A 21,521-nucleotide genomic window follows, 5' to 3' on the forward strand; every position below is an offset into this window, starting at 1 on the left:
TCACCCGGAGATCTCCGACCATGTCACCCGGAGGGGTGATTGACGAATCATGCGGAGTTCTGCATACTCATGCATGTCAGCGAATGCACTGTGAGGAGAAACCCGTGACCGAGCGCGTCGTACTCGCCTACTCAGGCGGTCTGGACACCTCCGTCGCCATCGGCTGGATCGCCGAGGAGACGGGCGCCGAGGTCATCGCCGTTGCGGTCGACGTCGGCCAGGGCGGCGAGGACCTGGACGTCATCCGCAAGCGCGCCCTCGCGTGCGGCGCGGTCGAGGCCGAGGTCGCCGACGCCAAGGACGAGTTCGCCGACGAGTACTGCCTCCCGGCGATCAAGGCCAACGCCCTGTACATGGACCGCTACCCGCTGGTCTCCGCTCTCTCCCGGCCGACGATCGTCAAGCACCTCGTCGCCGCCGCCAAGAAGCACGGCGCCACCACGGTCGCCCACGGCTGCACCGGCAAGGGCAACGACCAGGTCCGCTTCGAGGCCGGCATCGTCGCCCTCGCCCCCGACCTCAAGTGCATCGCCCCGGTCCGCGACTACGCGATGACCCGCGACAAGGCGATCGCCTTCTGCGAGGCCAAGCAGCTCCCGATCGCCACCACCAAGAAGTCCCCGTACTCCATCGACCAGAACGTCTTCGGACGCGCCGTCGAGACGGGCTTCCTGGAGGACATCTGGAACGCCCCGATCGAGGACATCTACGAGTACACCTCCAACCCCGCCACCCCGCGCGAGGCCGACGAGGTCGTCATCAGCTTCAAGCAGGGCGTCCCGGTCGCGATCGACGGCAAGCCCGTCACCGTCCTCCAGGCCATCCAGCAGCTCAACGAGCGCGCGGGCGGCCAGGGCATCGGCCGGATCGACATGGTCGAGGACCGCCTGGTCGGCATCAAGTCCCGCGAGGTCTACGAGGCTCCGGGCGCCATCGCCCTGATCACCGCCCACCAGGAGCTGGAGAACGTCACGGTCGAGCGCGAGCTGGCCCGCTACAAGCGCCAGGTCGAGCAGCGCTGGGGCGAGCTGGTCTACGACGGCCAGTGGTTCTCCCCGCTCAAGCGCGCCCTGGACGGCTTTATCGACGAGGCGAACCAGCACGTCAACGGCGACATCCGGATGACCCTGCACGGCGGCCGCGCGGTCGTCACCGGCCGGCGCTCCGAGTCGTCCCTGTACGACTTCAACCTCGCCACGTACGACACCGGCGACACCTTCGACCAGGCGGCGGCCAAGGGCTTCATCGACATCTACAGCCTGTCGTCGAAGATCGCCGCCAAGCGGGACCTGGCGTAACCCCGCGATCCCTTACGGGGTCCACCTCGCATGCGCATCACGCTGACGGCCGCCTCCCCACCCGCAAGGGCGGGGAGGCGGTGGCACAGAGACATCTCCCGAGGAGCAACGCAGTGAGCAGCAACAGCGGTGACGTACGGCTCTGGGGCGGCCGTTTCGCCGACGGTCCCGCCGAGGCCCTGGCGAAGCTGTCCGCGTCCGTCCACTTCGACTGGCGGCTCGCGCCCTACGACATCGCCGGCTCACGCGCCCACGCCCGCGTGCTGCACCGGGCCGGACTCCTCACCGAGGACGAGCTGACCCGCATGATCGCCGGTCTCGACCGGCTGGAGGCGGACGTCGCCGACGGCTCCTTCACCGGCACCATCGCCGACGAGGACGTGCACACCGCCCTGGAGCGGGGCCTGCTGGAGCGCCTCGGCCCGGACCTCGGCGGCAAACTCCGCGCCGGCCGCTCCCGGAACGACCAGGTGGCCACCCTCTTCCGGATGTACCTCAGGGACCACGCCCGGATCATCGGCGGCCTGATCGCCGACCTCCAGGACGCTTTGATCGGCCTCGCCGAGGCCCACCCGGACGTGGCGATGCCCGGCCGCACCCACCTCCAGCACGCCCAGCCGGTGCTGTTCGCCCACCATGTCCTCGCCCATGTCCAGTCCCTGTCCCGTGACGCGGAGCGGCTGCGCCAGTGGGACGAGCGCACGGCCGTGTCGCCGTACGGCTCGGGCGCCCTCGCCGGCTCCTCGCTCGGCCTGGACCCGGAGGCGGTGGCCGCGGACCTCGGCTTCGAGCACGGCAGCGCCGCCAACTCCATCGACGGCACGGCCTCGCGGGACTTCGTCGCGGAGTTCGCCTTCATCACCGCGATGATCGGCGTGAACCTCTCCCGGATCGCCGAGGAGATCATCATCTGGAACACGAAGGAGTTCTCCTTCGTCACCCTCCACGACGCGTTCTCCACCGGCTCCTCGATCATGCCGCAGAAGAAGAACCCGGACATCGCGGAGCTGGCCCGCGGCAAGTCCGGCCGCCTGATCGGCAATCTGACCGGTCTGCTCGCCACCCTCAAGGCCCTGCCCCTCGCTTACAACCGCGACCTCCAGGAGGACAAGGAGCCGGTCTTCGACTCCTGCGACCAACTGGAGGTCCTGCTGCCCGCGTTCACCGGGATGATGGCCACCCTCACCGTCCACCGCGAGCGGATGGAGGAACTGGCCCCGGCCGGCTTCTCCCTCGCCACGGACATCGCCGAGTGGCTGGTCCGCCAGGGCGTCCCCTTCCGGGTGGCGCACGAGGTCGCGGGGGAGTGCGTCAAGGCCGCCGAGGCCGAGGGCAAGGAGCTGGACGAGCTGACGGACGAGCAGTTCGCCAAGATCTCCGCCCACCTCACCCCCGAGGTCCGCACCGTCCTGAACGTCCCCGGCGCCCTCGCCTCCCGCAACGCCCGCGGCGGCACCGCCCCCAGCGCGGTCGCGGTCCAGCTCGCCGAGGTCAAGGCGGACGTGGCCCGGCAGCACCAGTGGGCGGAGGCGAAAAAGCTCCGTTAGGGTCGCGGGGCTGTGCCGATATGCGGCTGCCGCCGCGTGGGCGCGGGCACCCCGGACGCACTCGCACGCGCGCACCCACCGCACGAGCCACGCTCCTGGGCGGAGCCACTCGCGGGTTACGTTGGTCGGGAACCGAACCGGAACCGACCGAACCGGAGCCCGCGATGCCGTTCGCCCGCCTCGCCCACGCGACCACCCCGACGTGCCACATCGGACTCGGTCTCGCCGCCGTCGGCCGCCCCGGCTACATCAACCTCGGCCGGGACGACGACCTCGGCGAGGACCGCAGCGTCGACGCCCTGCGCACCCGCACCCATGAACTCCTCGACGCCGCCTACGCCCAGGGCGTTCGCTACTTCGACGCCGCCCGCTCCTACGGCCGTTCGGAGGAGTTCCTCGCCGGGTGGCTGACGGAGCACCCCGGCATCGACGACGTCGTCATCGGCAGCAAGTGGGGCTACACCTACACCGCCGACTGGTCCACCGACGCCGAGCGGCACGAGGTCAAGGACCACACCCTGGCGACGTACGAGCGCCAGCGCGCCGAGACCGAGGCGCTGCTCGGCGACCGGCTCGACCTCTACCAGATCCACTCGCTCACCCCGGACAGCCCGGCCCTCACCGACAAGGAACTCCACGCGAGGCTCGCGGAGGCCGCCGCCGGGGGAGTGACCATCGGCTTCTCCACCAGCGGCCCCCGGCAGGCGGACACCGTCCGTGCCGCCCTGGAGGTGACCGTCGACGGCGCGCCCCTGTTCCGTACCGTCCAGTCGACGTACAACATCCTGGAGCACTCGGCCGCCCCCGCCCTCGCCGAGGCCCATGACGCCGGGCTCACCGTGATCGTCAAGGAGGGCATGGCCAACGGCCGGCTCGCCGGCCCGCACGCCCCCGAGATCCTGAAGGCGATCGCCGCCGAGGAGGGGCTGGGCTGCGACGCCGTCGCCCTCGCCTGGATCCTGCGCCAGCCCTGGGTGGGCGTCGTCCTCTCCGGCGCCGCCACCCTCGCCCAGCTCGCCTCCAACCTGCACGCCCCCGCCGTCGACCTGGACGCGGACCGGATGACCCGCCTCGCCACGCTCACGGAGGAGCCGGACGCCTACTGGGCGCGACGCGGAGAGCTGCCCTGGCACTGACCGGAAAATCTCGCTACGGAAAGCCCCCGCTGACCACCCCTGACCAGCGGCGATGAGCCGCGCGTGCCCGCCATGAGACATTCATGTCTCACTTGGGCTACCCTTGTCTCATGGCCCTGGACCGAGACCATGTGCTGCGCGCCGCCGCCGCCCTGCTGACCCGTAAATCGACCGCGACCATGGACGAGGTCGCCAAGGCCGCCGGGATCAGCCGGGCCACGCTGCACCGGCACTTCGCCGGACGCGACGCGCTCGTGCGGGCGCTGGAGGCGCTCGGCATCGCGGAGTGCGAGGCGGCGCTGGACCGGGCCCGCCCGGAGGAGGGGTCCGCGACCGACGCCGTGCGCAGGCTGGTCCGCGAGATCCAGCCGGCCGCGGGACTGCTCGCCTTCCTGTACGGCGAGAGCCAGCTGTGGGAGGGCGACCGGCAGAACGACGGCTGGCAGCGCCTCGACGGCCGGATCGGCGCCCTGTTCCAGCGCGGGCAGCAGGCCGGCGAGTTCCGCATCGATCTCAGCCCCGTCTGGCTCACCGAGGCGCTGTACGGCCTGACCGCCTCCTGCGCCTGGGCCACCCTGGACGGCCGCGTGGCCGCCCGTGACTTCCCGACCATGGTCGCCGAGCTGTTGCTCGGCGGCGCGCTACGGAGAGAGGAACCATGACCAGCACCGTGCGGCCGGCCAGCGTGGCGGAGGCGGAGAAGCGTCCGGGCCGCTGGCTCGCGCTCTGCGTCCTCGTCCTGGCCGTGCTGCTGGTGGCCGTCGACGCCACCGTCCTCGGCCTGGCCACCCCCTACATCAGCGAGGACCTGCGCCCCTCGGGCACCCAGCTGCTGTGGATCGGTGACGTCTACTCCTTCGTCATCGCCGGCCTGCTGGTCTCCATGGGCAGCCTCGGCGACCGGATCGGCCGCAAGCGCATCCTGCTCTGCGGCGCCACTGCGTTCGGCGCGGTCTCCGTGCTCAACGCCTATGCCACCACACCGGAGTTGATGATCCTGGCGCGGGCGCTGCTCGGCGTCGCGGGCGCGACCCTGATGCCGGCCACCCTCGCCCTGATCCGCAACCTCTTCCACGACCCGCGCGAGCGCAGCCTCGCCGTCGGCATCTGGGGCGCGACGGCCTCGGCGGGTACGGCGGTCGGTCCCATCGCCGGCGGCTTCCTGCTGGAGCACTTCTGGTGGGGCTCGGTCTTCCTGATCAACCTGCCGGTGATGGCGGTCCTGGTCCTGGTCGGCATCCGCACCCTGCCCGAGTCCCGCAACCCGGAACCGGGCCCCTGGGACCTGGCCAGTGTGCTGCTGTCGCTCGTCGGCATGATCGGCGTCGTCTACGCCGTCAAGGAGGCGGCCACCCACGGCTTCTCCTGGCCCACGCTCGCCGCCGGTCTGCTGGGCGCGGGCGCGCTGTACGGCTTCGTGCGCCGCCAGCTGACCATGCCGGCCCCGCTGCTGGACATGCGGCTGTTCCGGCACCGCGGCTTCAGCGGCGCGGTCCTCGCCGACCTGCTGACCGTGCTCGGCATGTCCGGCCTGGTCTTCTTCCTCTCCCAGTACCTCCAACTCGTCCAGTCCAGGCGGCCGTTCGAGGCGGGGCTCGCCGAACTGCCGGCCGCCGTCGGCGCGGTGGTGGCCGGACTGCTCGCGGGCAGCGCCGCCCGGCGCTTCTCGGTCCGTTCGGTGGTCTCGGCCGGCCTCGCCGCGGTCGGCCTGTCGCTGGCCGCGCTGACCTCGCTCGGCCAGAGCACGGGCTACCCGGTGCTCGGCGCCGCCCTGCTGGTGGTGGGCGTCGGCGCGGGCCTGTCCTTCACGGTCACCGCCGACGTCATCCTCTCCAGCGTGCCCAAGGATCAGGCGGGCGCCGCCTCCGCGGTCTCCGAGACGGCCTACGAACTGGGCGCCGCCCTGGGCATCGCCCTCCTCGGCTCCATCGTGACCGCCGTCTACGGCGGCTTCCGGGGTCCGGCCGGCACCCCGCCGGGCGCCCACGACTCCCTGGGCGCGGCGGTGGAGGCGGCGGCCCACCTGCCCGACCGGACGGCCGGGCCCATGCTGGACGCGGCCCGCGACGCCTTCGTCCACGGCCTCCACCTGGCCTCGGGCGCGGGCGCGGCGGTCCTGCTGGGCACGGCGGTCGCGGCGTGGTTCCTGCTGAAGGGGCAGAAACTGGAGAACACCGGGTGAGCCCCGCTCGCCCGGCGCCCCCTCACCGCTTGTAGCCGAGGATCGTCATCATCCCGCTCTCCGAGTGGTACTGGTTGTGGCAGTGCACCATCCACAGACCGGGGTTGTCCGCGTCGAATTCCACCACCAGCTTGCGGTGCGGCAGCACCAGCGCCGTGTCCTTGCGCGCCCCCACCGCGTCCAGTCCCGTCATGGCGAAGGTGTGGCCGTGCAGGTGCATCGGGTGCCACATGTCCGTCGCGTTGATGAGCGTGAGCCGCACCCGCTCCCCGGCACGGATCTCGTGCCGCTGCCGGACGTCGTACGGCTTGTGGTCGAAGCCCCAGTCGAACCTGCGCATGCTGCCGGTGATCTTGATGCGCAGCTGGCGGTCGGGGTGCCGCTCGGACAGGGCCACCGAGTCGGCCGGCTCCAGCCGGCGCGCCGGCACGCACTCGCCGTCCAGCTCCTTGGGGCGGACATCCGGTGCCGGAAGGTTTCTCCCCTTGTCGGTGCGCAGGACGGCGAGCGCGTTGCCCTTCTTGCCCTCGGCCAGCGCGACCAGCGGGAAGCAGCCGTCCTTGGCGGTCACCAGCACGTCGTACCGCTCGGACATGCCGATGAGCAGGGCGTCGGTCTCCTTGTGCCGCACGGGGTAGCCGTCGGTGTGCGTGACCGTCATGGCGTGGCCGCCGAGCGAGACCCGGAAGGCCGTCTCCGAGCCTGCGTTGACGAAGCGCACCCGGATGCGGTCGCCGGGGCGGCAGCGGAACTCCTGCGGGTTGTGCGGCAGCCGTCCGTTGGCGAGGTAGTAGGGGTAGTCGACGCTGCCGCCGTCGCCGTGGAGCATCCGGCTGTGGGAGTCGTGCAGCACCCGGTCGGGGCCGCCGCCCCTGGCCTTCGCGGACGGCGACGCCTTCGCCCCGGCCGGCCTGCTCGCGCTCGGGGCGGGGCTCCCGCTCGCGTGCGGGTGCTCGGGGCCCATGCCCATGTTGGCCATCCCGGAGCCGCCCGGCTTGAGCTGTTCGAGCACGCTGTCGGGGGTGGAGCCGTCCACGCCGTCGAGCCAGTCGTCCAGGACGACGATCCACTCCTTGTCGTAGCCGAGTGTCTCCTTGGGGTCGTCCACCACGAGCGGCGCGTACAGGGCGCGGTCGGGCTGCATCCCGACGTGGGAGTGGAGCAGATATGTGCCGGGGTGCTTCACGTTGAACCGGTAGCGGAAGTCCGTACCGGCCGGAATCGGCCGCTGCGTCAGGTCCGGGACGCCGTCCATGTCGCAGCGCAGCCGCACCCCGTGGGAGTGCAGGGTGGTGGTGGTCGGCAGCCGGTTGGCGAGCGTCAGGTCCAGGATGTCGCCCGCGGTCACCCGGACCAGCGGCCCCGGCACCGTGTCGTTGTACGCCCAGGTGTGCACCGAGCGCCCGCCCAGGTCCAGCTTGGCCTCCGCGGCGGTGAACCGGTACGTGCGCACCCGCCCTTCCCCCCGCTTGCGCTCGGTGGCGAGGACCTCCGGGTCCGACGGGTTGACGTACCCCTTGGGCCCCGCCGGTACGAAGGTTTCCCCGACGCCCGTCCCGAGGGGACCGGTGTCCGCGTGGTGCGGGCCGGAGCGGCTCTCGGGTCCTGAACCGGAGCCGCAAGCCGCCAGGAAACCCGCGCCGACGGCTGCGATCGGGACACGGAGGAGGGTTCGCCGCGAAGGTGTATCCATGTCTGCATCAGACATGTCCGGTGGATCACGCGCTCGGGGGCGTAGGCCGAATGCCCCTGCCGCCGGGGCAGATTCACACCGGCAGACGGACGAACGCGGGCCGCCCCGGTACAACCGGAACGGCCCGCGTCCATCTGCCGCGTCAGGCTCAGGCGGCCTTCGCCTTGGTGGCGTACATGTCGACGTACTCCTGCCCCGACAGCCGCATGACCTCGGCCATCACGGAGTCGGTGACGGCGCGCAGCACATAGCGGTCGCGGTCCATGCCCTCGTAGCGGGAGAACTCCATCGCCGGGCCGAACCGGACGGTGACCTTGCCGGGCCGGGGCATGCCCTTGCCGCCGGGCTGGAGCTTGTCGGTGCCGATCATGGCGAACGGCACCACCGGTGCGCCGGTCATCAGGGTCAGCCGGGCGATGCCCGTGCGCCCCCGGTACAGGCGGCCGTCGGGGGAGCGGGTGCCCTCCGGGTAGATCCCGAAGACCTTCCCCTCCTCCAGGACCCGCCGCCCCGTCATGAGCGCCGCCACTCCGCCGTTCGCGCCGTCCCGGTCCACCGGGATCATGCCGACCCCGGTGAAGAACCACGCCATCAGCCGGCCCTTGAAGCCCTTGCCGGTGACGTACTCGTCCTTGCCGATGAACAGCACCTGACGCTTCGTGACGACCGGCAGCACGATCGAGTCGATGAAGGTGAGGTGGTTTCCGGCCAGAATCACCGGGCCGTCCCCCGGAATGTGCTCCGCGCCCTCCACCTGTGGGCGGAACATCAGGCGCATGATCGGTCCGAGCACTGCCTTGATGAGGCGGAAGCGGGACAACGGGTCCTCCGATGTCAGGGGAGCGATATGAGTCTGTGCAGGTGAGGACATTACTCGCGGCCTCGGCGCGAACGCACATCGGGAACGAGCGGTTCACCGAGGTCTTACGAAGTGTTGACGCGGGTTTACCTGCGGTGACGCCCGGCGGACGGCGGGTGACGCACCGGTGCCGATGTGACGGACATCGCTCGCTTCGTCCCCTGGCGACACCTCGTCAGGTGCCCGCACGCAGGGGTCATACACAGGCACCCGCGAGTTCGACGCGAAGCCGCCCTTCTGTCATATGCGCGCCCCTACGATCTCCCGGACTGATGAGCATCGGACTGATGAGCGAAGAAGACGGACGACGGCAGGAGGCCGCCATGGGAACCGAGCGCAGGGACGAGACGCAGCCGCAGGTCACGGGACGGCGGGCGCTCCTCGGCGCCGCGATGCTGGGCGCCGGCGGCGCCGTCCTCGGCCTGTCCGGCACCGCCAGGGCCGCCGAGGCACCGGCGGCGGGGCGCACCGCGCGCGGGCTCAAGGGCCTGCCGGTGCCCACCATCGTCGGCCACCGCGGCGCCAGCGGCTACCGCCCCGAGCACACCTTCGGCTCCTACGGGCTGGCCCTCGACCTCGGCGCCGACATCGTGGAGGCCGGCGACCTGTGCCCCACCAAGGACGGCCATCTGGTCTGCCGGCACGAACCGGAGATCGGCGGTACCACCGATGTCGCGGACCACCCCGAGTTCGCCGGCCGCAAGACCACCAAGGTGCTCGACGGCGTCCCCACCACCGGCTGGTTCACCGAGGACTTCACCCTCGCCGAGCTGAAGACGCTGCGCGCGATCGAGCGCATCCCGGACAACCGGCCGCACAACACCCTCTACAACGGCCGCTGGGAGATCCCCACCTTCGAGGAAGTCCTCAAGTGGCAGGACGAGCAGACCCGCAAGCGCGGCAAGCAGGTCTGGATCTACCCCGAGACCAAGCACCCCACCTACTTCCGCGGACTGGGCCTCCCGCTGGAGGAGCGGGTCGCCAAGCTGCTGCACAAGTACGGCAAGGACACCCGCAACTCCCCGGTGATCCTCCAGTCGTTCGAGCCCACCAGCATCCAGCGGCTGAACCAGCTCGTCGACAACCCGCTCGTGGTGCTGCTGTCCACGGCCGACAGCCGCCCCTGGGACTTCGTGGCGGCGGGCGACCCGCGCACCGTCGCCGACCTGATCACCCCCAAGGGCCTGCGGGAGATCGCCGGTTACGCCCAGGGCATCGGCCCCACCCTGGACCTCGTCATCCCCAGGAAGGCGGACGGTTCCCTCGGCCAGCCCTCCACCCTGGTCTCCGACGCGCACCGGGTCGGCCTGATCCTGCACCCCTACACGATGCGCAACGAAAACCCGTTCCTGCCCGCCGAGTTCCGCAAGGGCAGCGCGGCCGACGGGTACGGCGACCCCTTCGGCGCCTTCAAGGCGTACTTCGCGACCGGCATCGACGGCGTCTTCACCGACAACGCCGACACCGGCGTCCTCGCCCGCGCCGACTTCCTGCGCTGACCCGCGCCGCCCGCCGCGCCGAACTCCCCGCGTCCTCCCGGAATGCCCCGGTCCGCCGCCGGATCGCGGGGAGTTGGCTATGTCACAGGGCGTCCCCGCCCGACGAAGGTTGCTTCCCGCCGGGCGCGGGGATAGGAGTGTGGGGGACGACAGTGATCAGGTGAGCGGGAGGCATGCGCACATGGGCATGAGCGTGACCATCTCGGTGGCGACCGACGAGGACGCGGAGGATGTCTTCCGCCTCCAGTACCTGTGCTTCCAGAGCGAGGCGCGGCTGTACGGCAACTACCGCATCGACCCGCTCGTCGAGAGCCTCGACGCCGTCCGCCGGGAGATCGGCGTCGACTGCGTCTTCGTCGCCCGGCTCGGCGACGAGGTGGTGGGCGCCGTACGCGGCAGGATCGCGGAGGACGGCTCCGCCGCCATCACCCGCCTGTGCGTGCACCCCCGCCTCCAGGGCCACGGCATCGGCGCCCGCCTGCTGCGCGCCGCCGAGGCCGAGCTGGCCGGGCAGCGCGGCGCCACCCTCTTCCGCCTCCAGACCGGCCACCGCAGCGAGGGCAACCTCCGCCTCTACCGCCGCGCCGGCTACGAGCCGGTGGGCAGGGTGCGGGGCACGGACGGGGTCGAGCTGATCGTTTTGGAGAAGCCGGCGGCGACCTATGTGGCCACGGCGTGACCACCGCGTGTCACGGTGATCAACCAGCCTCCTGCGACCGCGCCTTCCGCAACCAGTACATCGCGGAAAGGGGAAGCAGTACGGGAATGAACACGTACCCCATCCCATAGTCGGACCACACCGTGGCGTCGGGGAACGCGGAGCTGTCGACCACCGTCCACGTGCCGACGAGCAGCACACCGGCCAACTCGACCCCGCAGCAGACCAGCGCCGCCCGCCGCGCCGTCTCCCCGCCCCGCACGAGCGTGTACGTGATGAACGCGTACACCAGCCCGGCCACCGCGGAGAGCGAATAGGCGAGCGGCGCCCGCCCGAAGTCCGTCGCGATCTGGAACGCGGAACGCGACACCGCGCCGACGACCATCACGCCGTAGAACCACACCAGCAGCATGCCCGGACCGCTGATCAACCGGGCCGGCTTCTCCTCGACGGTCGTCATCCTCAGCCTCCCCAGATGTCAAAGAGCCGGACCTGAAGCACGGCCAGCACCACTCCGCCCGCCGCGGCCGTCACCGAACCCCAGCGGGTCCGCTCGGCCAGCGACATGAACCCCGCGGCCGGCACGCACGCGAACGCGCCCAGCAGATACGCCACGAAGATCGTGGTCCCCTGCGCCGGCTTCTCGCCCCGCGCCAGCTGCACGATCCCGATCACCAGCTGGATCGCGGCCAGCAGCGACACCACGGCCATGCCGATGAGGTGCCAGTCCTTCGTCGGCTGGTCACGATAGGCGGCCCAGCCGCACCACGCGGCGAGCAGCAGCGCGGCGACCCCGGTCACCAGCGTCAGGACAGTGAGCATGCGGTGACCTTATTACGGCGGAATCGGGGCAACGCCCCCGACCCCGCCGTACACCACCGGGTCCGGCACACGGACCGTGGCGTTGGCCACAACCCGCAGGGGTGAAGAAGGGGACGCCGGTCTCGTCGAGGACGGCCGCGCGGCCTTGCGCGCACTGGTCACCGGCGGGGGAGCGCAGGTCCCCGGCCGCGGCCGGGCCCGCCCCGAGGTGTCCGCCGCTGTCCACTATGCGGACAGCGGCCACCGGTCCCCGGCGCGCTTCTGCTTTACTGGGCCGCATGACCACGACGAGCAGCCGCATCCCTGCGACCGGGGCGCCCATGACGCCCGGTGCTGTTTGTCTGTGTCCGTGTCGAATGTGCGCCTTCTAGAGGGCCCCCGCACCACCTGAGCCTCGCGCCCCGAAGCGAGAGCCGCGACCCGTCCCGCGCCCCTACCCAGGCGCGTGTGACCGAGGGCCGCCGCGCGCACACGACGTTCTCCCGCTGCACCGCCACCCCGAGAACCGTGCCGCGTACCCCCATGAACGCACGCAACGCACCCGTGTCCGGGCACACCCGCGCCCGCGCACTCGACAGTGACGGAAATCCTGTGATCACCACATCGGGCCTCACCAAGGTCTACCGTTCCCGCGGCCGCGAGGTCACCGCCCTCGACGGCGTCGATCTCCACGTCCGCGAAGGCGAGGTCTACGGCGTCATCGGCCAGTCCGGCGCCGGCAAGTCCTCGCTCATCCGCTGCGTCAACCTGCTGGAGCGCCCCACCTCCGGCACCGTGACCGTCGCCGGACAGGACCTCACCGCCCTGGCCGGGCGCGGACCGCGCGCGGGCCGGGAACTGCGCCAGGCGCGCAGCCGGATCGGCATGGTCTTCCAGCACTTCAACCTGCTGTCCTCGCGGACCGTGCAGGACAACGTCGAGCTGCCGCTGGAGATCCTCGGAAAGTCCGGGAAGGAACGCTCCCGCAAGGCGCTCGAACTGCTCGACCTGGTCGGCCTCGCCGACAAGGCCAGGAGCTACCCCGCCCAGCTCTCCGGCGGCCAGAAGCAGCGCGTCGGCATCGCCCGCGCCCTGGCCGGCGACCCCAAGGTGCTGCTCTCCGACGAGGCCACCAGCGCCCTCGACCCGGAGACCACCCGCTCCATCCTCCAGCTGCTGCGCGACCTGAACCGGCAGCTCGGCCTCACCGTCCTGCTCATCACCCACGAGATGGACGTGGTCAAGTCGATCTGCGACTCCGCCGCCCTGATGGAGAAGGGCCGGATCGTGGAGTCCGGCACGGTCAGCGAGCTGCTGGCGACCCCCGGCTCCCAGCTGGCCGCCGCCCTGTTCCCGGTGAGCGGCGAGCGCACCGGCACCGAGCGCACCGTCCTCGACGTCACCTTCCACGGCGAGGCCGCGACCCAGCCGGTCATCTCCCAGCTCTCCCGCACCTACAACATCGACATCTCGATCCTCGGCGCCGCCATCGACACCGTCGGCGGCCTCCAGATCGGCCGGATGCGCATCGAGCTGCCCGGCCACTACGAGGACAACGTGGTGCCCATCGGCTTCCTGCGCGAGCAGGGACTCCAGATCGACGTCGTGGGCCAGGAGCCCGTACTGGTCAAGGAAGGTGCCAAGTGACCTGGTCCGAGATGCGGCCGCTGCTGTCGGACGCGTGTTCCCAGACGTTCGACATGGTGCTCTGGTCCACCCTGATCGCCGTCGTCGTGGGCCTCCCGCTCGGCCTCCTCCTCGTCCTCACGGACCGCGGGGGCCTGCTCCAGAACGTCGTCGCCAACAAGGTGATCGGCCAGATCGTGAACGTCGGCCGCTCGCTGCCGTTCATCATCCTTATGGTCGCCCTGATGAGCTTCACCCGCTGGGTCACCGGGACCACGATCGGCACCGCCGCCGCGGTCGTGCCGCTCGCCATCGGCGGCATCCCGTTCTTCGCCCGCCTGGTCGAGACGGCCGTGCGCGAGGTGGACGGCGGGCTCGTGGAGGCCGTGCAGTCCATGGGCGGCAACACCTGGACCATCGTCCGCAAGGTGCTCGTCCCCGAGTCCCTGCCCTCCCTGATCGCCAGCACCACCACCACGGTCATCGCCCTCATCGGCTACTCCGCCATGGCCGGCACGGTCGGCGGCGGCGGTCTCGGCGATCTCGCCGTCCGCTACGGCTACCAGCGCTTCGAGACTGAGCTGATGTGGATCACCGTCGCGATCCTCGCCGTCGTCATCTCCCTCATCCAGTTCGCCGGCGACTTCGCGGCCCGCGCCCTGCACCGCCGCGGCGGCCGCTCGGGCCCCGCGCCCAAGCTGCGGCTGCTGAAGGCCAAGGACGACCGGAAGCCGGACCCGGCCGAGGTCACCAAGGCCGCCTAGCAGCACCCCAGACTCCCCGCCCACCCGTCACCCGACCACCACCCCTCAACGAGGCGCTTCGCGCCGCACCCCCTGATGCGGGGTCGCACCACCCATAAGGAAAGGCACTTTTCGTGCGTAACACCGCCAAGCTCACCACCGCCGTCCTCGCCGCCGGAGCCCTCACCTTCGGGCTGACCGCCTGCGGCTCCGGCAACTCCTCCGCCTCCCACGACTACAGCGGCCCGCTGGTCGTCGCCGCCAGCCCGGTCCCGCACGCCGAGATCCTGAACTTCGTCGAGAAGAACCTCGCGAAGAAGGCCGGGCTCGACCTCCAGGTCAAGGAGTTCACCGACTACATCACGCCGAACACGGCGACCGAGGACGGCTCGGTGGACGCCAACTACTTCCAGAACAAGCCGTACCTGGACGACTTCAACAAGAAGCGCGGCACCCACATCGTGCCCGTCGTCACGGTGCACCTGGAGCCCCTCGGCCTGTACTCCCACAAGGTCAAGAAGGCGGGCGACCTCAAGAACGGTGCGACCGTCGCCGTCCCCAACGACGCCGTCAACGAGGGCCGCGCCCTGAAGCTGCTCGCCGACAACGGGCTCATCACCCTCAAGTCCGGCGCCGGCAACGAGGCCACCCCCGAGGACATCGCCAAGAACCCCAGGCACCTCCAGTTCAAGGAGGTCGAGGCGGCCCAGACCCCGCGCTCCCTGGACGACGTGGACGCGGCGGTCGTCAACGGCAACTACGCCATCTCCGCGGGCCTCAAGCCCGCCAAGGACGCCCTCGTCCTGGAGTCCGCGAAGAACAACCCCTACGGCAACTTCCTCGCCGTGAAGAAGGGCAACGAGAACGACCCGCGGGTCAAGAAGCTCGCCAAGCTCCTCACCTCGCCCCAGGTCAAGAAGTTCATCGAGGACAAGTACCAGGGCTCGGTCATCCCGTCCTTCTGATTCCGGCCACCGGCACACACCGCGTCGCGACCCACGGGGTCCACTCCCTCACCGGGTGTGGACCCCGTCGTGCGGTTCAGTGGTTTCATGCTGCATGCTGGGCAGTTCAGCAGGACCGCGCCACGGCGGCCGCTGGCACTCGAGTTCTCCCCGAAGGTTACGGAGCGGCGCATGACGAGCACCTTCCCCAACATCTCCATCAGCACGGAGCGGTTGGTGCTGCGCCCCCTCGACGAGGACGACGTGCCCGCCCTGGCCGAGATGATGAACGACGAGCAGGTCGCCGCCTGGACCGACGTGCCCCAGCCGTTCACCGAGGCCGGCGCCCGGCGCTGGATCACCGAGCACGCGCCCGCCGAACGCGCCGCCGGCCGCGGACTCGACCTCGCCGTCACCGAGTTCCTCACCCAGCGCCTGGTCGGCATCGTCCAGCTGACCCGGACCAACTGGCACGTCCGCGCCACCGAGTTGTCGTACATCATCGCCCCCTGGGCCCGCGGCGAGGGGTACGCCTCCGAGGCGGCGCTCGCCACCGCCCGCTGGCTCTTCGGCGACCAGCGCTTCGAGCGCATCGAGCTGCGCACCGCCGCCGACAACACCGCCTCCCAGCAGGTCGCCCAGAAGATCGGCTGCATCAGCGAGGGGGTGCTGCGCAACGCGTGCATAGTCCATGTGCGCACCGAGGACGGCGGCTGGGCCGACCTGCGCACCGACTTCATCGTGTGGAGCCTGCTGCCGGAGGACCTGGAAGGCGCCGACGAACAGCTCGCCGACACCGGCGGCTTCACCTCGTACGCCGACTGGAACTGACCCCCGCCGCCGCGCCCCGCCGCCCGCGACGCCGCGCGACCGGGTACCCTCACGGAGCCCGCCCACGGGCCCCGCACCCCTGACGACCTGCGAAAACCTGGAGATGGACGACGATGGCCGACCGGGTCACGGTGATCGGCTGGGACGGCTCGCCGCTGACCGACGCGGCACGCTCCGCCCTCGGCGCCGCCACCCTCGTGGCAGGCGCGGCCCACCACCTGGCACTGCCCGAGATCCCGCCCTCCGCCGAACGCATCCGCCTCGGCAGCGTCGCGCTCGCCGCCCGCCGCATCGCCGGCCACCGCGGCACCGCGGTGGTGCTCGCCGACGGTGACCCCGGCTTCTTCGGCGTCGTACGCACCCTGCGCGCCCCCGAGTTCGGCCTGGAGGTGGAGGTCGTCCCCGGCGTCTCCTCCGTCGCCGCCGCCTTCGCGCGGGCCGGCATGCCCTGGGACGACGCCCAGGTCGTCGTCGCCCACCCGCGCACCCTGCGCCGGGCCGTGAACGTCTGCCGCGCCCACACCAAGGTGGCCGTCCTCACCGCGCCGGGCGCGGGCCCCGCCGAACTCGGCCTCCTCCTCGCGGGCGTCCACCGCACCTTCGTCGTCTGCGAGGAACTGGGCACCGACCGCGAACAGGTCTCCATCGTCACCTCCGACAAGGCCGCCGACCACACCTGGCGCGACCCCAACCTCGTCATCGTCATCGGGGGCCCCGCGAACGCCACGGAGGGCGGCGGCTGGATCGCCGGCCGCGATCCGGGCACCGGCCCGCGCGGCTGGGTCCAGCCCGACGAGGCGTACGGCGACGGCACCGCCCTCGGCGAGGGCGAGACCGAGCTGCTGCGGGCCGCCCAACTCGCCCGCCTCGGACCGCGGGTCGGCGACCTCGTCTGGGACATCGGCTGCGGCTCCGGCGCCTTCGCCACCGAGGCCGCGCGCGCCGGTGCCGCCGTCATCGCCGTCGACCAGGACCCGGCCGCCTGCGCCCGCACCGACGGCGCCGCCCGCCGCTACGGCGTCCAGCTCCAGGTGGTGCACGGCAGCGCCCCGCACGTCCTGGAGGACCTGCCCGAACCGGATGTGGTCCGGGTCGGCGGCGGGGGAGCGGCCGTGGTCTCGGCGGTCGCCGACCGGCGCCCGCAGCGCATCGTCACCCATGCCGCGACCCGCGACGCGGCCGAACTCGTCGGCCGCGACCTGAGCGAGCACGGATACCGCGTCGAGTGCGCCCTGCTCCAGTCCGTCGAACTCGACACCCGCGCCTGGCGGGAGACCGAGCGGAACGTCGCGTTCCTGCTCAGCGGCATACTGTCCGATCGCCCCGTGATCCGGTAGTCGTACCGCGCGCGGTAGGCTGGCCGATCGTTGTACCGCACCGGTGGCCCGGAACTTCGTTCGCCAATGTCCGGAACGCACGCCCGTTTTGGGGTGGGTGTGGTACGGCGAACCCGTGGACGCGCAACGTGGCGTAGTCCACAGCGGCCTGTCGCGGATCATGCTGTCGCGACGAGGCAACGACCGGGACAATGCCACTGAATGGCTTTGTCGCCTTTTCCGGCGGGTCGTTCGTGCCGCTGGGCACGCACGCTCGTTCTTCACTACGGGGCGGTCGGTGTGCCGTTCCGGGTGAGCTGGTCGTAGGAGCACTAACCGATTGGGCGAGGGGTACGCATGACCGACACCGGCCAGGTCCCGGGCGAGGGGCAGCCGGAGAGCGCAGGCATGGTGGAGCAGCCGGGCGTCACCGCGCACGGCGCGTACACCTACCTCTCCGAGGCCCCCGCCGAGGACGAAGACCTGCTGCTGCCGGGCGCCCGGGGCGCATGGGGCAACGAGGTGCCGCCACCCGCCCCGGAGCCGGTGGTCGAGGCCGTCCACGAGGCCTCCGGCCGCGACACGGGTTCCGTGGACCTCAACGGCGTACGCCTGCCGTCCGCGCAGGAGACGCCGGCGCCGCGCCGCCCGCTGCATCTCGGCCCGCCCATCCCCAGCGCCTCCGCGGGACCGGTCCGCTCCCTCGCCGACCGCGGCCCCGAGTACCTCGACGCCCAGCCGCTCCGGGAGATGGGCCCGCAGAGCGCGGCCCCCTGGGGTGCGGCTCCGGCGGGTACGGCGGTGGCGGCGCCGGTGGCCGGACAGGTACCGGACGCGGCGGAGGTGTCCCAGGCGCCGGTCGCGGAGCAGGGGCCGGGTGCGGAAACGGTTGATCCGGCGGTCGCCGGTACGCCGGAGGCCGCCGCCGGTGAGGCCGTCGCGCAGGTGCCCGCACCCGAGCTTTCCCAGCAGATCGTGACCGAAGGCGCGGCGGCGCCGGTGGCCGGCGAGAACGTGCCGGTCGCCGTGGCGCCCGTGCAGGCACCGGACGCCCAGGTCGCCGAGGTCACGGAAGCGGGCGCGCCCGTGCCGCAGGTCCAGCCGGTCCAGGAGGCGCAGGTCGCCGAGGCCCCGGCGCCCGTGGACGGTACGCCGGAGGCCGGTGCGCCCGCGCAGGCCGAGGTCCAGGCGCCCGATGCCGCCGTCCCGGTCGCCGAGGCCGCTCAGCAGGTCGAGCCGGTCACCGCCGAGCCCGTACCGGCCGCCGAGCCCATCGCCGTCGAGCCCGTACCGGAGGCCGCCCAGGCGCCCCAGCCGGTCGAGGCCGTCGCCGCGCCCGTGTCGGACGCCCAGCAGGCCGCCGACGCCGTGGCTCCTGCGGTCGAGGCCGTCCAGCAGGCCGAGCCGCTCGCGGTCGAGGCCGCCGAGGCTGCCGCGGTCGCGCAGGCCGCCGCGCCGGACGAGCCCGTCGCCGCCGAACCCGTCCAGGTGGTCCAGCCGGTCGAGCCGGTCGCCGCCGAGCCCGCCCAGCCGGTCGAGCCCGCCCAGCCGGTTGAGCCCGCCGAGCCCGTGGCCGTCCCGGTCGAGCAGGCCGTCCCGGTCGAAGCGGTCGAGGTTCCCGCCGCCCCCGCGCCGGACGCGCAGCAGGTCCAGGGCACGCAGCCGGTGGAGCCCGTGGTCCAGGAGGCCCCGGTGACCCCGGCCGCGCCCAGTGCCCCGCAGCCGCAGCAGCCCGCGCAGCCGGAGTCCCTGGCCGAGGCGCAGGCGCAGCCGGCGGCTCAGGACCCGGCGGCCCAGGCGGCTTTGGCCGCCGAGCCCGCCCCGGCGAGCGACCCCGCCGTACCCGCCGCCCCCCAGCAGCCCGCCGACGCCACCCCGGCGCCGGTCGCCGCCGTGGCCACCGACCCGCAGGCGGACCTCGTCACCGCGGAGGCCACGCAGCCGCAGGCCGCCGAACCGGCCCTCGCAGCCGCCCCGGTACAGCCGCAGGCCGCCGAACCGGCCCCCGCCGAAGCCCCCGTACAGCCGCAGGCCGCCGCCCCCATCCAGCCGCAGGCCGAAGCTCCGACGGCCGCCGAAGCCCCGGTCCCGCAGGCCCCCGAGCCGGTGGACACCGCCGTGCCCGCGCCCGCCGTTCCCCTGGAGCCGGCTCCCGAGCAGCCGGCCGGGGAGTCCGTGCCGGTGGAGGGGCAGGTGCCGGGCGACCCGCAGCTCGCGCCGACCGCGCCGCACCCGCTCACCCTGCCCGCGCAGGGCGCCGCGCCGCAGGCCACCGTGCCCGCGCCGCGCGAGGCCGAGGCCGTACCGCAGGCCGAGGCCCCGGAGCCCGCCGCCGAGGCTCCGGAGCCCGCCGTCGAGCAGGGCGAGACCCCGGCCGAAGCGGCACCCGCGCCCGCGCCGCAGGCCACCGGCCCCGCCGCCCCCGGCTACGACGACGCCGAGCGCGAGGCCGTGCTGAAGGTGATGCGCGAGCGCCGCGACATCCGCAACGGCTTCCGCGGCGACCCCATCCCGCACGAGGTGCTGCTCCGCGTCCTGGAGGCCGCGCACACCGCGCCCTCCGTCGGCCACTCGCAGCCCTGGGACTTCGTCGTCATCCGGTCCGCCGACACCCGGCGCACCATGCACGAACTGGCCATGCGCCAGCGCGAGGCGTACGCGAAGTCGCTGCCCAAGGGCCGGGCCAAGCAGTTCAAGGAACTGAAGATCGAGGCCATCCTCGACACCCCGGTCAACATCGTCGTCACCGCCGACCCCACCCGCGGCGGCCGGCACACCCTGGGCCGCTACACCCAGCCCCAGATGGCGCCGTACTCCGCCGCGCTCGCCGTGGAGAACCTCTGGCTCGCCGCGCGCGCCGAGGGCCTCGGCGTAGGCTGGGTCAGCTTCTTCGACGAGCGCGAGATGGTGCGCGCGCTCGGCCTGCCCGAGCACCTGGAGGTCATCGCCTACCTGTGCGTCGGGTACGTCGACGAATTCCCGGACGAGCCCGAGCTGATGCAGGCCGGCTGGTCCAAGCGACGCCCCCTGTCCTGGGTGGTGCACGAAGAGACGTACGGCCGCCGTGCGCTGCCCGGAGAGGAACCCCACGACCTGCTTGCCGAGACCGTCGCCCAGATCCGCCCGCTCGACGCCAAGGCCCTCGGTGAGGCCTGGGAGCGCCAGAAGCGCATGACCAAGCCGGCCGGCGCGCTCGGCATGCTGGAGATCATCTCCGCACAGCTGTCGGGCCTGTCCCGGCAGTGCCCGCCGCCGATCCCGGAGCCCGCCGCCGTGGCCATCTTCGCGGGCGACCACGGCGTGCACGCCCAGGGCGTCACCCCCTGGCCCCAGGAGGTCACCGGCCAGATGGTGGCCAACTTCCTGGGCGGGGGCGCGGTCTGCAACGCCTTCGCCGCCCAGGTCGGTGCCGAGGTGTGCGTCGTGGACGTCGGTGTCGCCGCCGACCTGCCCGCCACCCCCGGCCTGCTGCCCCGCAAGATCCGCGGTGGTACCTCCGACATGACCGCCGGGCCCGCGATGAGCCGCGAGGAGGCCAAGGCCGCCATCGAGGTCGGCATCGAGACCGCCCGCGATCTGGTCGCGGCCGGCAACAAGGCGCTGCTCACCGGTGAGATGGGCATCGCCAACACCACCGCCTCCGCCGCGCTGATCTCCGTCTTCACCGCCACCGATCCGGCCGAGGTCACCGGCCGCGGCACCGGCATCAACGACGAGACGCTGGCCCGCAAGACCGAGGTGGTCCGGCGCGCCCTGGAACTCCACCAGCCGGACCCGGCCGACCCCATCGGCGTCCTCGCGGCCCTCGGCGGCTTCGAGCACGCGGCGATGGTCGGCCTGCTGCTCGGTGGCGCGTCCCTGCGTACGCCGGTCATCCTGGACGGCGTGAGCGCGGGTGCCGCGGCCCTCGTGGCCCGCGCCATCGCCCCCGAGGTCCTCGCGGCCTGCATCGCCGGCCACCGCAGCGCCGAGCCGGGCCATGTCGCGGCCCTCAACAAGCTCGGCCTGCGCCCCCTGATCGACCTCGACCTCCGGCTCGGCGAGGGCACCGGTGCCTTGCTCGCCCTGCCGCTGGTGCAGAGCGCGGCGAGAGCGATGCACGAGGTGGCCACGTTCGACTCGGCGGGGGTCACCGAGAAGTAGGTGCCACGGCACCGCGGTCCCGGACGCGGCCCGGCGGGTGCGGCCCAGTGGTTGTACCCACCCACCGGGCCGCACCCGTCCACCCTCGGACACCCGTCCACCAGGGCCGCACCTGCCCACCCCCGGACACCCGTCCACCAGGGCCCCATCCGCCCACCCCCGGACACCCGTCCACCAGGGCCGCACCCGTCCACCCCCGGACACCCGTCCACCAGGCCGCGCCTGCCCACCCCCAGATACCCGTC

General features: G+C 72.4%; 17 protein-coding genes. 13 read left to right on the plus strand and 4 right to left on the minus strand.

Translation table 11 applies throughout. The annotated features are described in order from the left end of the window. Nucleotides 1-104: 104 nt before the first annotated feature. The 5 genes from AC069R_RS13090 (at nucleotide 105) to AC069R_RS13110 (ending at nucleotide 6,163) form a co-directional block, all read left to right on the plus strand. Complete coding sequence (locus AC069R_RS13090; RefSeq protein WP_478766919.1) at nucleotides 105-1,298, plus strand: argininosuccinate synthase; 1,194 nt, start codon at nucleotides 105-107, stop codon at nucleotides 1,296-1,298. 113 nt (nucleotides 1,299-1,411) lie between these two features. Then, nucleotides 1,412-2,845, plus strand: coding sequence for an argininosuccinate lyase (argH, locus tag AC069R_RS13095; RefSeq protein ID WP_478766920.1), 1,434 nt, complete (start codon nucleotides 1,412-1,414; stop codon nucleotides 2,843-2,845). A gap of 164 nt (nucleotides 2,846-3,009) precedes the next feature. Next, on the plus strand, nucleotides 3,010-3,981 hold the full coding sequence (locus AC069R_RS13100) for an aldo/keto reductase (RefSeq protein ID WP_478766921.1): 972 nt from the start codon (nucleotides 3,010-3,012) through the stop codon (nucleotides 3,979-3,981). A gap of 110 nt (nucleotides 3,982-4,091) precedes the next feature. Next, the gene (locus AC069R_RS13105; protein WP_397986854.1) at nucleotides 4,092-4,643 is read left to right on the plus strand and encodes a TetR/AcrR family transcriptional regulator; all 552 of its coding nucleotides are present in this window, start codon (nucleotides 4,092-4,094) and stop codon (nucleotides 4,641-4,643) included. Then, nucleotides 4,640-6,163, plus strand: coding sequence for an MFS transporter (locus tag AC069R_RS13110; protein WP_478766922.1), 1,524 nt, complete (start codon nucleotides 4,640-4,642; stop codon nucleotides 6,161-6,163). The genes AC069R_RS13105 and AC069R_RS13110 overlap by 4 nt, the downstream gene beginning before the upstream one ends. A gap of 22 nt (nucleotides 6,164-6,185) precedes the next feature. On the opposite strand, the gene AC069R_RS13115 is transcribed toward AC069R_RS13110, so the two are convergent. Beyond that, nucleotides 6,186-7,856 (minus strand): multicopper oxidase family protein, encoded by a 1,671-nt coding sequence (locus AC069R_RS13115; RefSeq protein WP_478766923.1) that lies wholly within the window; start codon nucleotides 7,854-7,856, stop codon nucleotides 6,186-6,188. Nucleotides 7,857-8,004: 148 nt separating this feature from the next. After that, nucleotides 8,005-8,676, minus strand: a complete 672-nt coding sequence (locus AC069R_RS13120) for a lysophospholipid acyltransferase family protein (protein ID WP_478766924.1) — start codon at nucleotides 8,674-8,676, stop codon at nucleotides 8,005-8,007. Nucleotides 8,677-9,038: 362 nt separating this feature from the next. Here AC069R_RS13120 and AC069R_RS13125 point away from each other — a divergent pair, with 362 nt between their 5' ends. Together AC069R_RS13125 and AC069R_RS13130 are read left to right on the plus strand one after the other, a co-directional pair. Then, nucleotides 9,039-10,214, plus strand: coding sequence for a glycerophosphodiester phosphodiesterase (locus AC069R_RS13125; RefSeq protein ID WP_478767073.1), 1,176 nt, complete (start codon nucleotides 9,039-9,041; stop codon nucleotides 10,212-10,214). A gap of 181 nt (nucleotides 10,215-10,395) precedes the next feature. Beyond that, nucleotides 10,396-10,893 (plus strand): GNAT family N-acetyltransferase, encoded by a 498-nt coding sequence (locus tag AC069R_RS13130; protein WP_478767074.1) that lies wholly within the window; start codon nucleotides 10,396-10,398, stop codon nucleotides 10,891-10,893. 19 nt (nucleotides 10,894-10,912) lie between these two features. Here the strand turns inward: AC069R_RS13130 and AC069R_RS13135 are convergent, their stop codons facing one another. Together AC069R_RS13135 and AC069R_RS13140 are read right to left on the minus strand one after the other, a co-directional pair. Continuing rightward, nucleotides 10,913-11,332 carry a hypothetical protein gene (locus AC069R_RS13135; protein ID WP_478766925.1) on the minus strand — a complete coding sequence of 140 codons (420 nt, stop codon included), beginning with the start codon at nucleotides 11,330-11,332 and terminating at the stop codon, nucleotides 10,913-10,915. A 2-nt stretch (nucleotides 11,333-11,334) separates the two neighbouring features. Continuing rightward, nucleotides 11,335-11,694, minus strand: coding sequence for a hypothetical protein (locus AC069R_RS13140; protein ID WP_471065933.1), 360 nt, complete (start codon nucleotides 11,692-11,694; stop codon nucleotides 11,335-11,337). A gap of 591 nt (nucleotides 11,695-12,285) precedes the next feature. Between AC069R_RS13140 and AC069R_RS13145 the strand changes: the two genes are divergently transcribed. From AC069R_RS13145 to cobT, 6 genes are all read left to right on the plus strand, one after another. Continuing rightward, the gene (locus tag AC069R_RS13145) at nucleotides 12,286-13,320 is read left to right on the plus strand and encodes a methionine ABC transporter ATP-binding protein (RefSeq protein ID WP_397986860.1); all 1,035 of its coding nucleotides are present in this window, start codon (nucleotides 12,286-12,288) and stop codon (nucleotides 13,318-13,320) included. After that, entirely contained in the window at nucleotides 13,317-14,063 is a 747-nt protein-coding gene (locus AC069R_RS13150) for a methionine ABC transporter permease (protein ID WP_478766926.1), read from the plus strand. The genes AC069R_RS13145 and AC069R_RS13150 overlap by 4 nt, the downstream gene beginning before the upstream one ends. Before the next feature lie 113 nt (nucleotides 14,064-14,176). Beyond that, entirely contained in the window at nucleotides 14,177-15,007 is an 831-nt protein-coding gene (locus tag AC069R_RS13155) for a MetQ/NlpA family ABC transporter substrate-binding protein (protein WP_478766927.1), read from the plus strand. A gap of 171 nt (nucleotides 15,008-15,178) precedes the next feature. Next, on the plus strand, nucleotides 15,179-15,817 hold the full coding sequence (locus AC069R_RS13160; protein WP_478766928.1) for a GNAT family N-acetyltransferase: 639 nt from the start codon (nucleotides 15,179-15,181) through the stop codon (nucleotides 15,815-15,817). A 113-nt stretch (nucleotides 15,818-15,930) separates the two neighbouring features. Then, on the plus strand, nucleotides 15,931-17,154 hold the full coding sequence (cbiE, locus tag AC069R_RS13165) for a precorrin-6y C5,15-methyltransferase (decarboxylating) subunit CbiE (RefSeq protein ID WP_478766929.1): 1,224 nt from the start codon (nucleotides 15,931-15,933) through the stop codon (nucleotides 17,152-17,154). A gap of 336 nt (nucleotides 17,155-17,490) precedes the next feature. Then, on the plus strand, nucleotides 17,491-21,276 hold the full coding sequence (cobT, locus tag AC069R_RS13170) for a nicotinate-nucleotide--dimethylbenzimidazole phosphoribosyltransferase (RefSeq protein WP_478766930.1): 3,786 nt from the start codon (nucleotides 17,491-17,493) through the stop codon (nucleotides 21,274-21,276). The last annotated feature ends 245 nt before the right edge of the window (nucleotides 21,277-21,521 follow it).

The organism is Streptomyces sp. NPDC043952, from assembly GCF_056435325.1.

Bases quoted from the DNA above. Each gene is read 5' to 3' on its own strand.
- AC069R_RS13125 (WP_478767073.1), top strand. From the start codon at position 9,039: ATGGGAACCGAGCGCAGGGACGAGACGCAGCCGCAGGTCACGGGACGG.
- cobT (WP_478766930.1), top strand. From the start codon at position 17,491: ATGACCGACACCGGCCAGGTCCCGGGCGAGGGGCAGCCGGAGAGCGCA.
- AC069R_RS13105 (WP_397986854.1), top strand. From the start codon at position 4,092: ATGGCCCTGGACCGAGACCATGTGCTGCGCGCCGCCGCCGCCCTGCTG.
- AC069R_RS13135 (WP_478766925.1), bottom strand. From the start codon at position 11,332: ATGACGACCGTCGAGGAGAAGCCGGCCCGGTTGATCAGCGGTCCGGGC.
- AC069R_RS13160 (WP_478766928.1), top strand. From the start codon at position 15,179: ATGACGAGCACCTTCCCCAACATCTCCATCAGCACGGAGCGGTTGGTG.
- AC069R_RS13110 (WP_478766922.1), top strand. From the start codon at position 4,640: ATGACCAGCACCGTGCGGCCGGCCAGCGTGGCGGAGGCGGAGAAGCGT.
- AC069R_RS13115 (WP_478766923.1), bottom strand. From the start codon at position 7,856: ATGGATACACCTTCGCGGCGAACCCTCCTCCGTGTCCCGATCGCAGCC.
- AC069R_RS13130 (WP_478767074.1), top strand. From the start codon at position 10,396: ATGGGCATGAGCGTGACCATCTCGGTGGCGACCGACGAGGACGCGGAG.
- cbiE (WP_478766929.1), top strand. From the start codon at position 15,931: ATGGCCGACCGGGTCACGGTGATCGGCTGGGACGGCTCGCCGCTGACC.
- AC069R_RS13100 (WP_478766921.1), top strand. From the start codon at position 3,010: ATGCCGTTCGCCCGCCTCGCCCACGCGACCACCCCGACGTGCCACATC.
- AC069R_RS13140 (WP_471065933.1), bottom strand. From the start codon at position 11,694: ATGCTCACTGTCCTGACGCTGGTGACCGGGGTCGCCGCGCTGCTGCTC.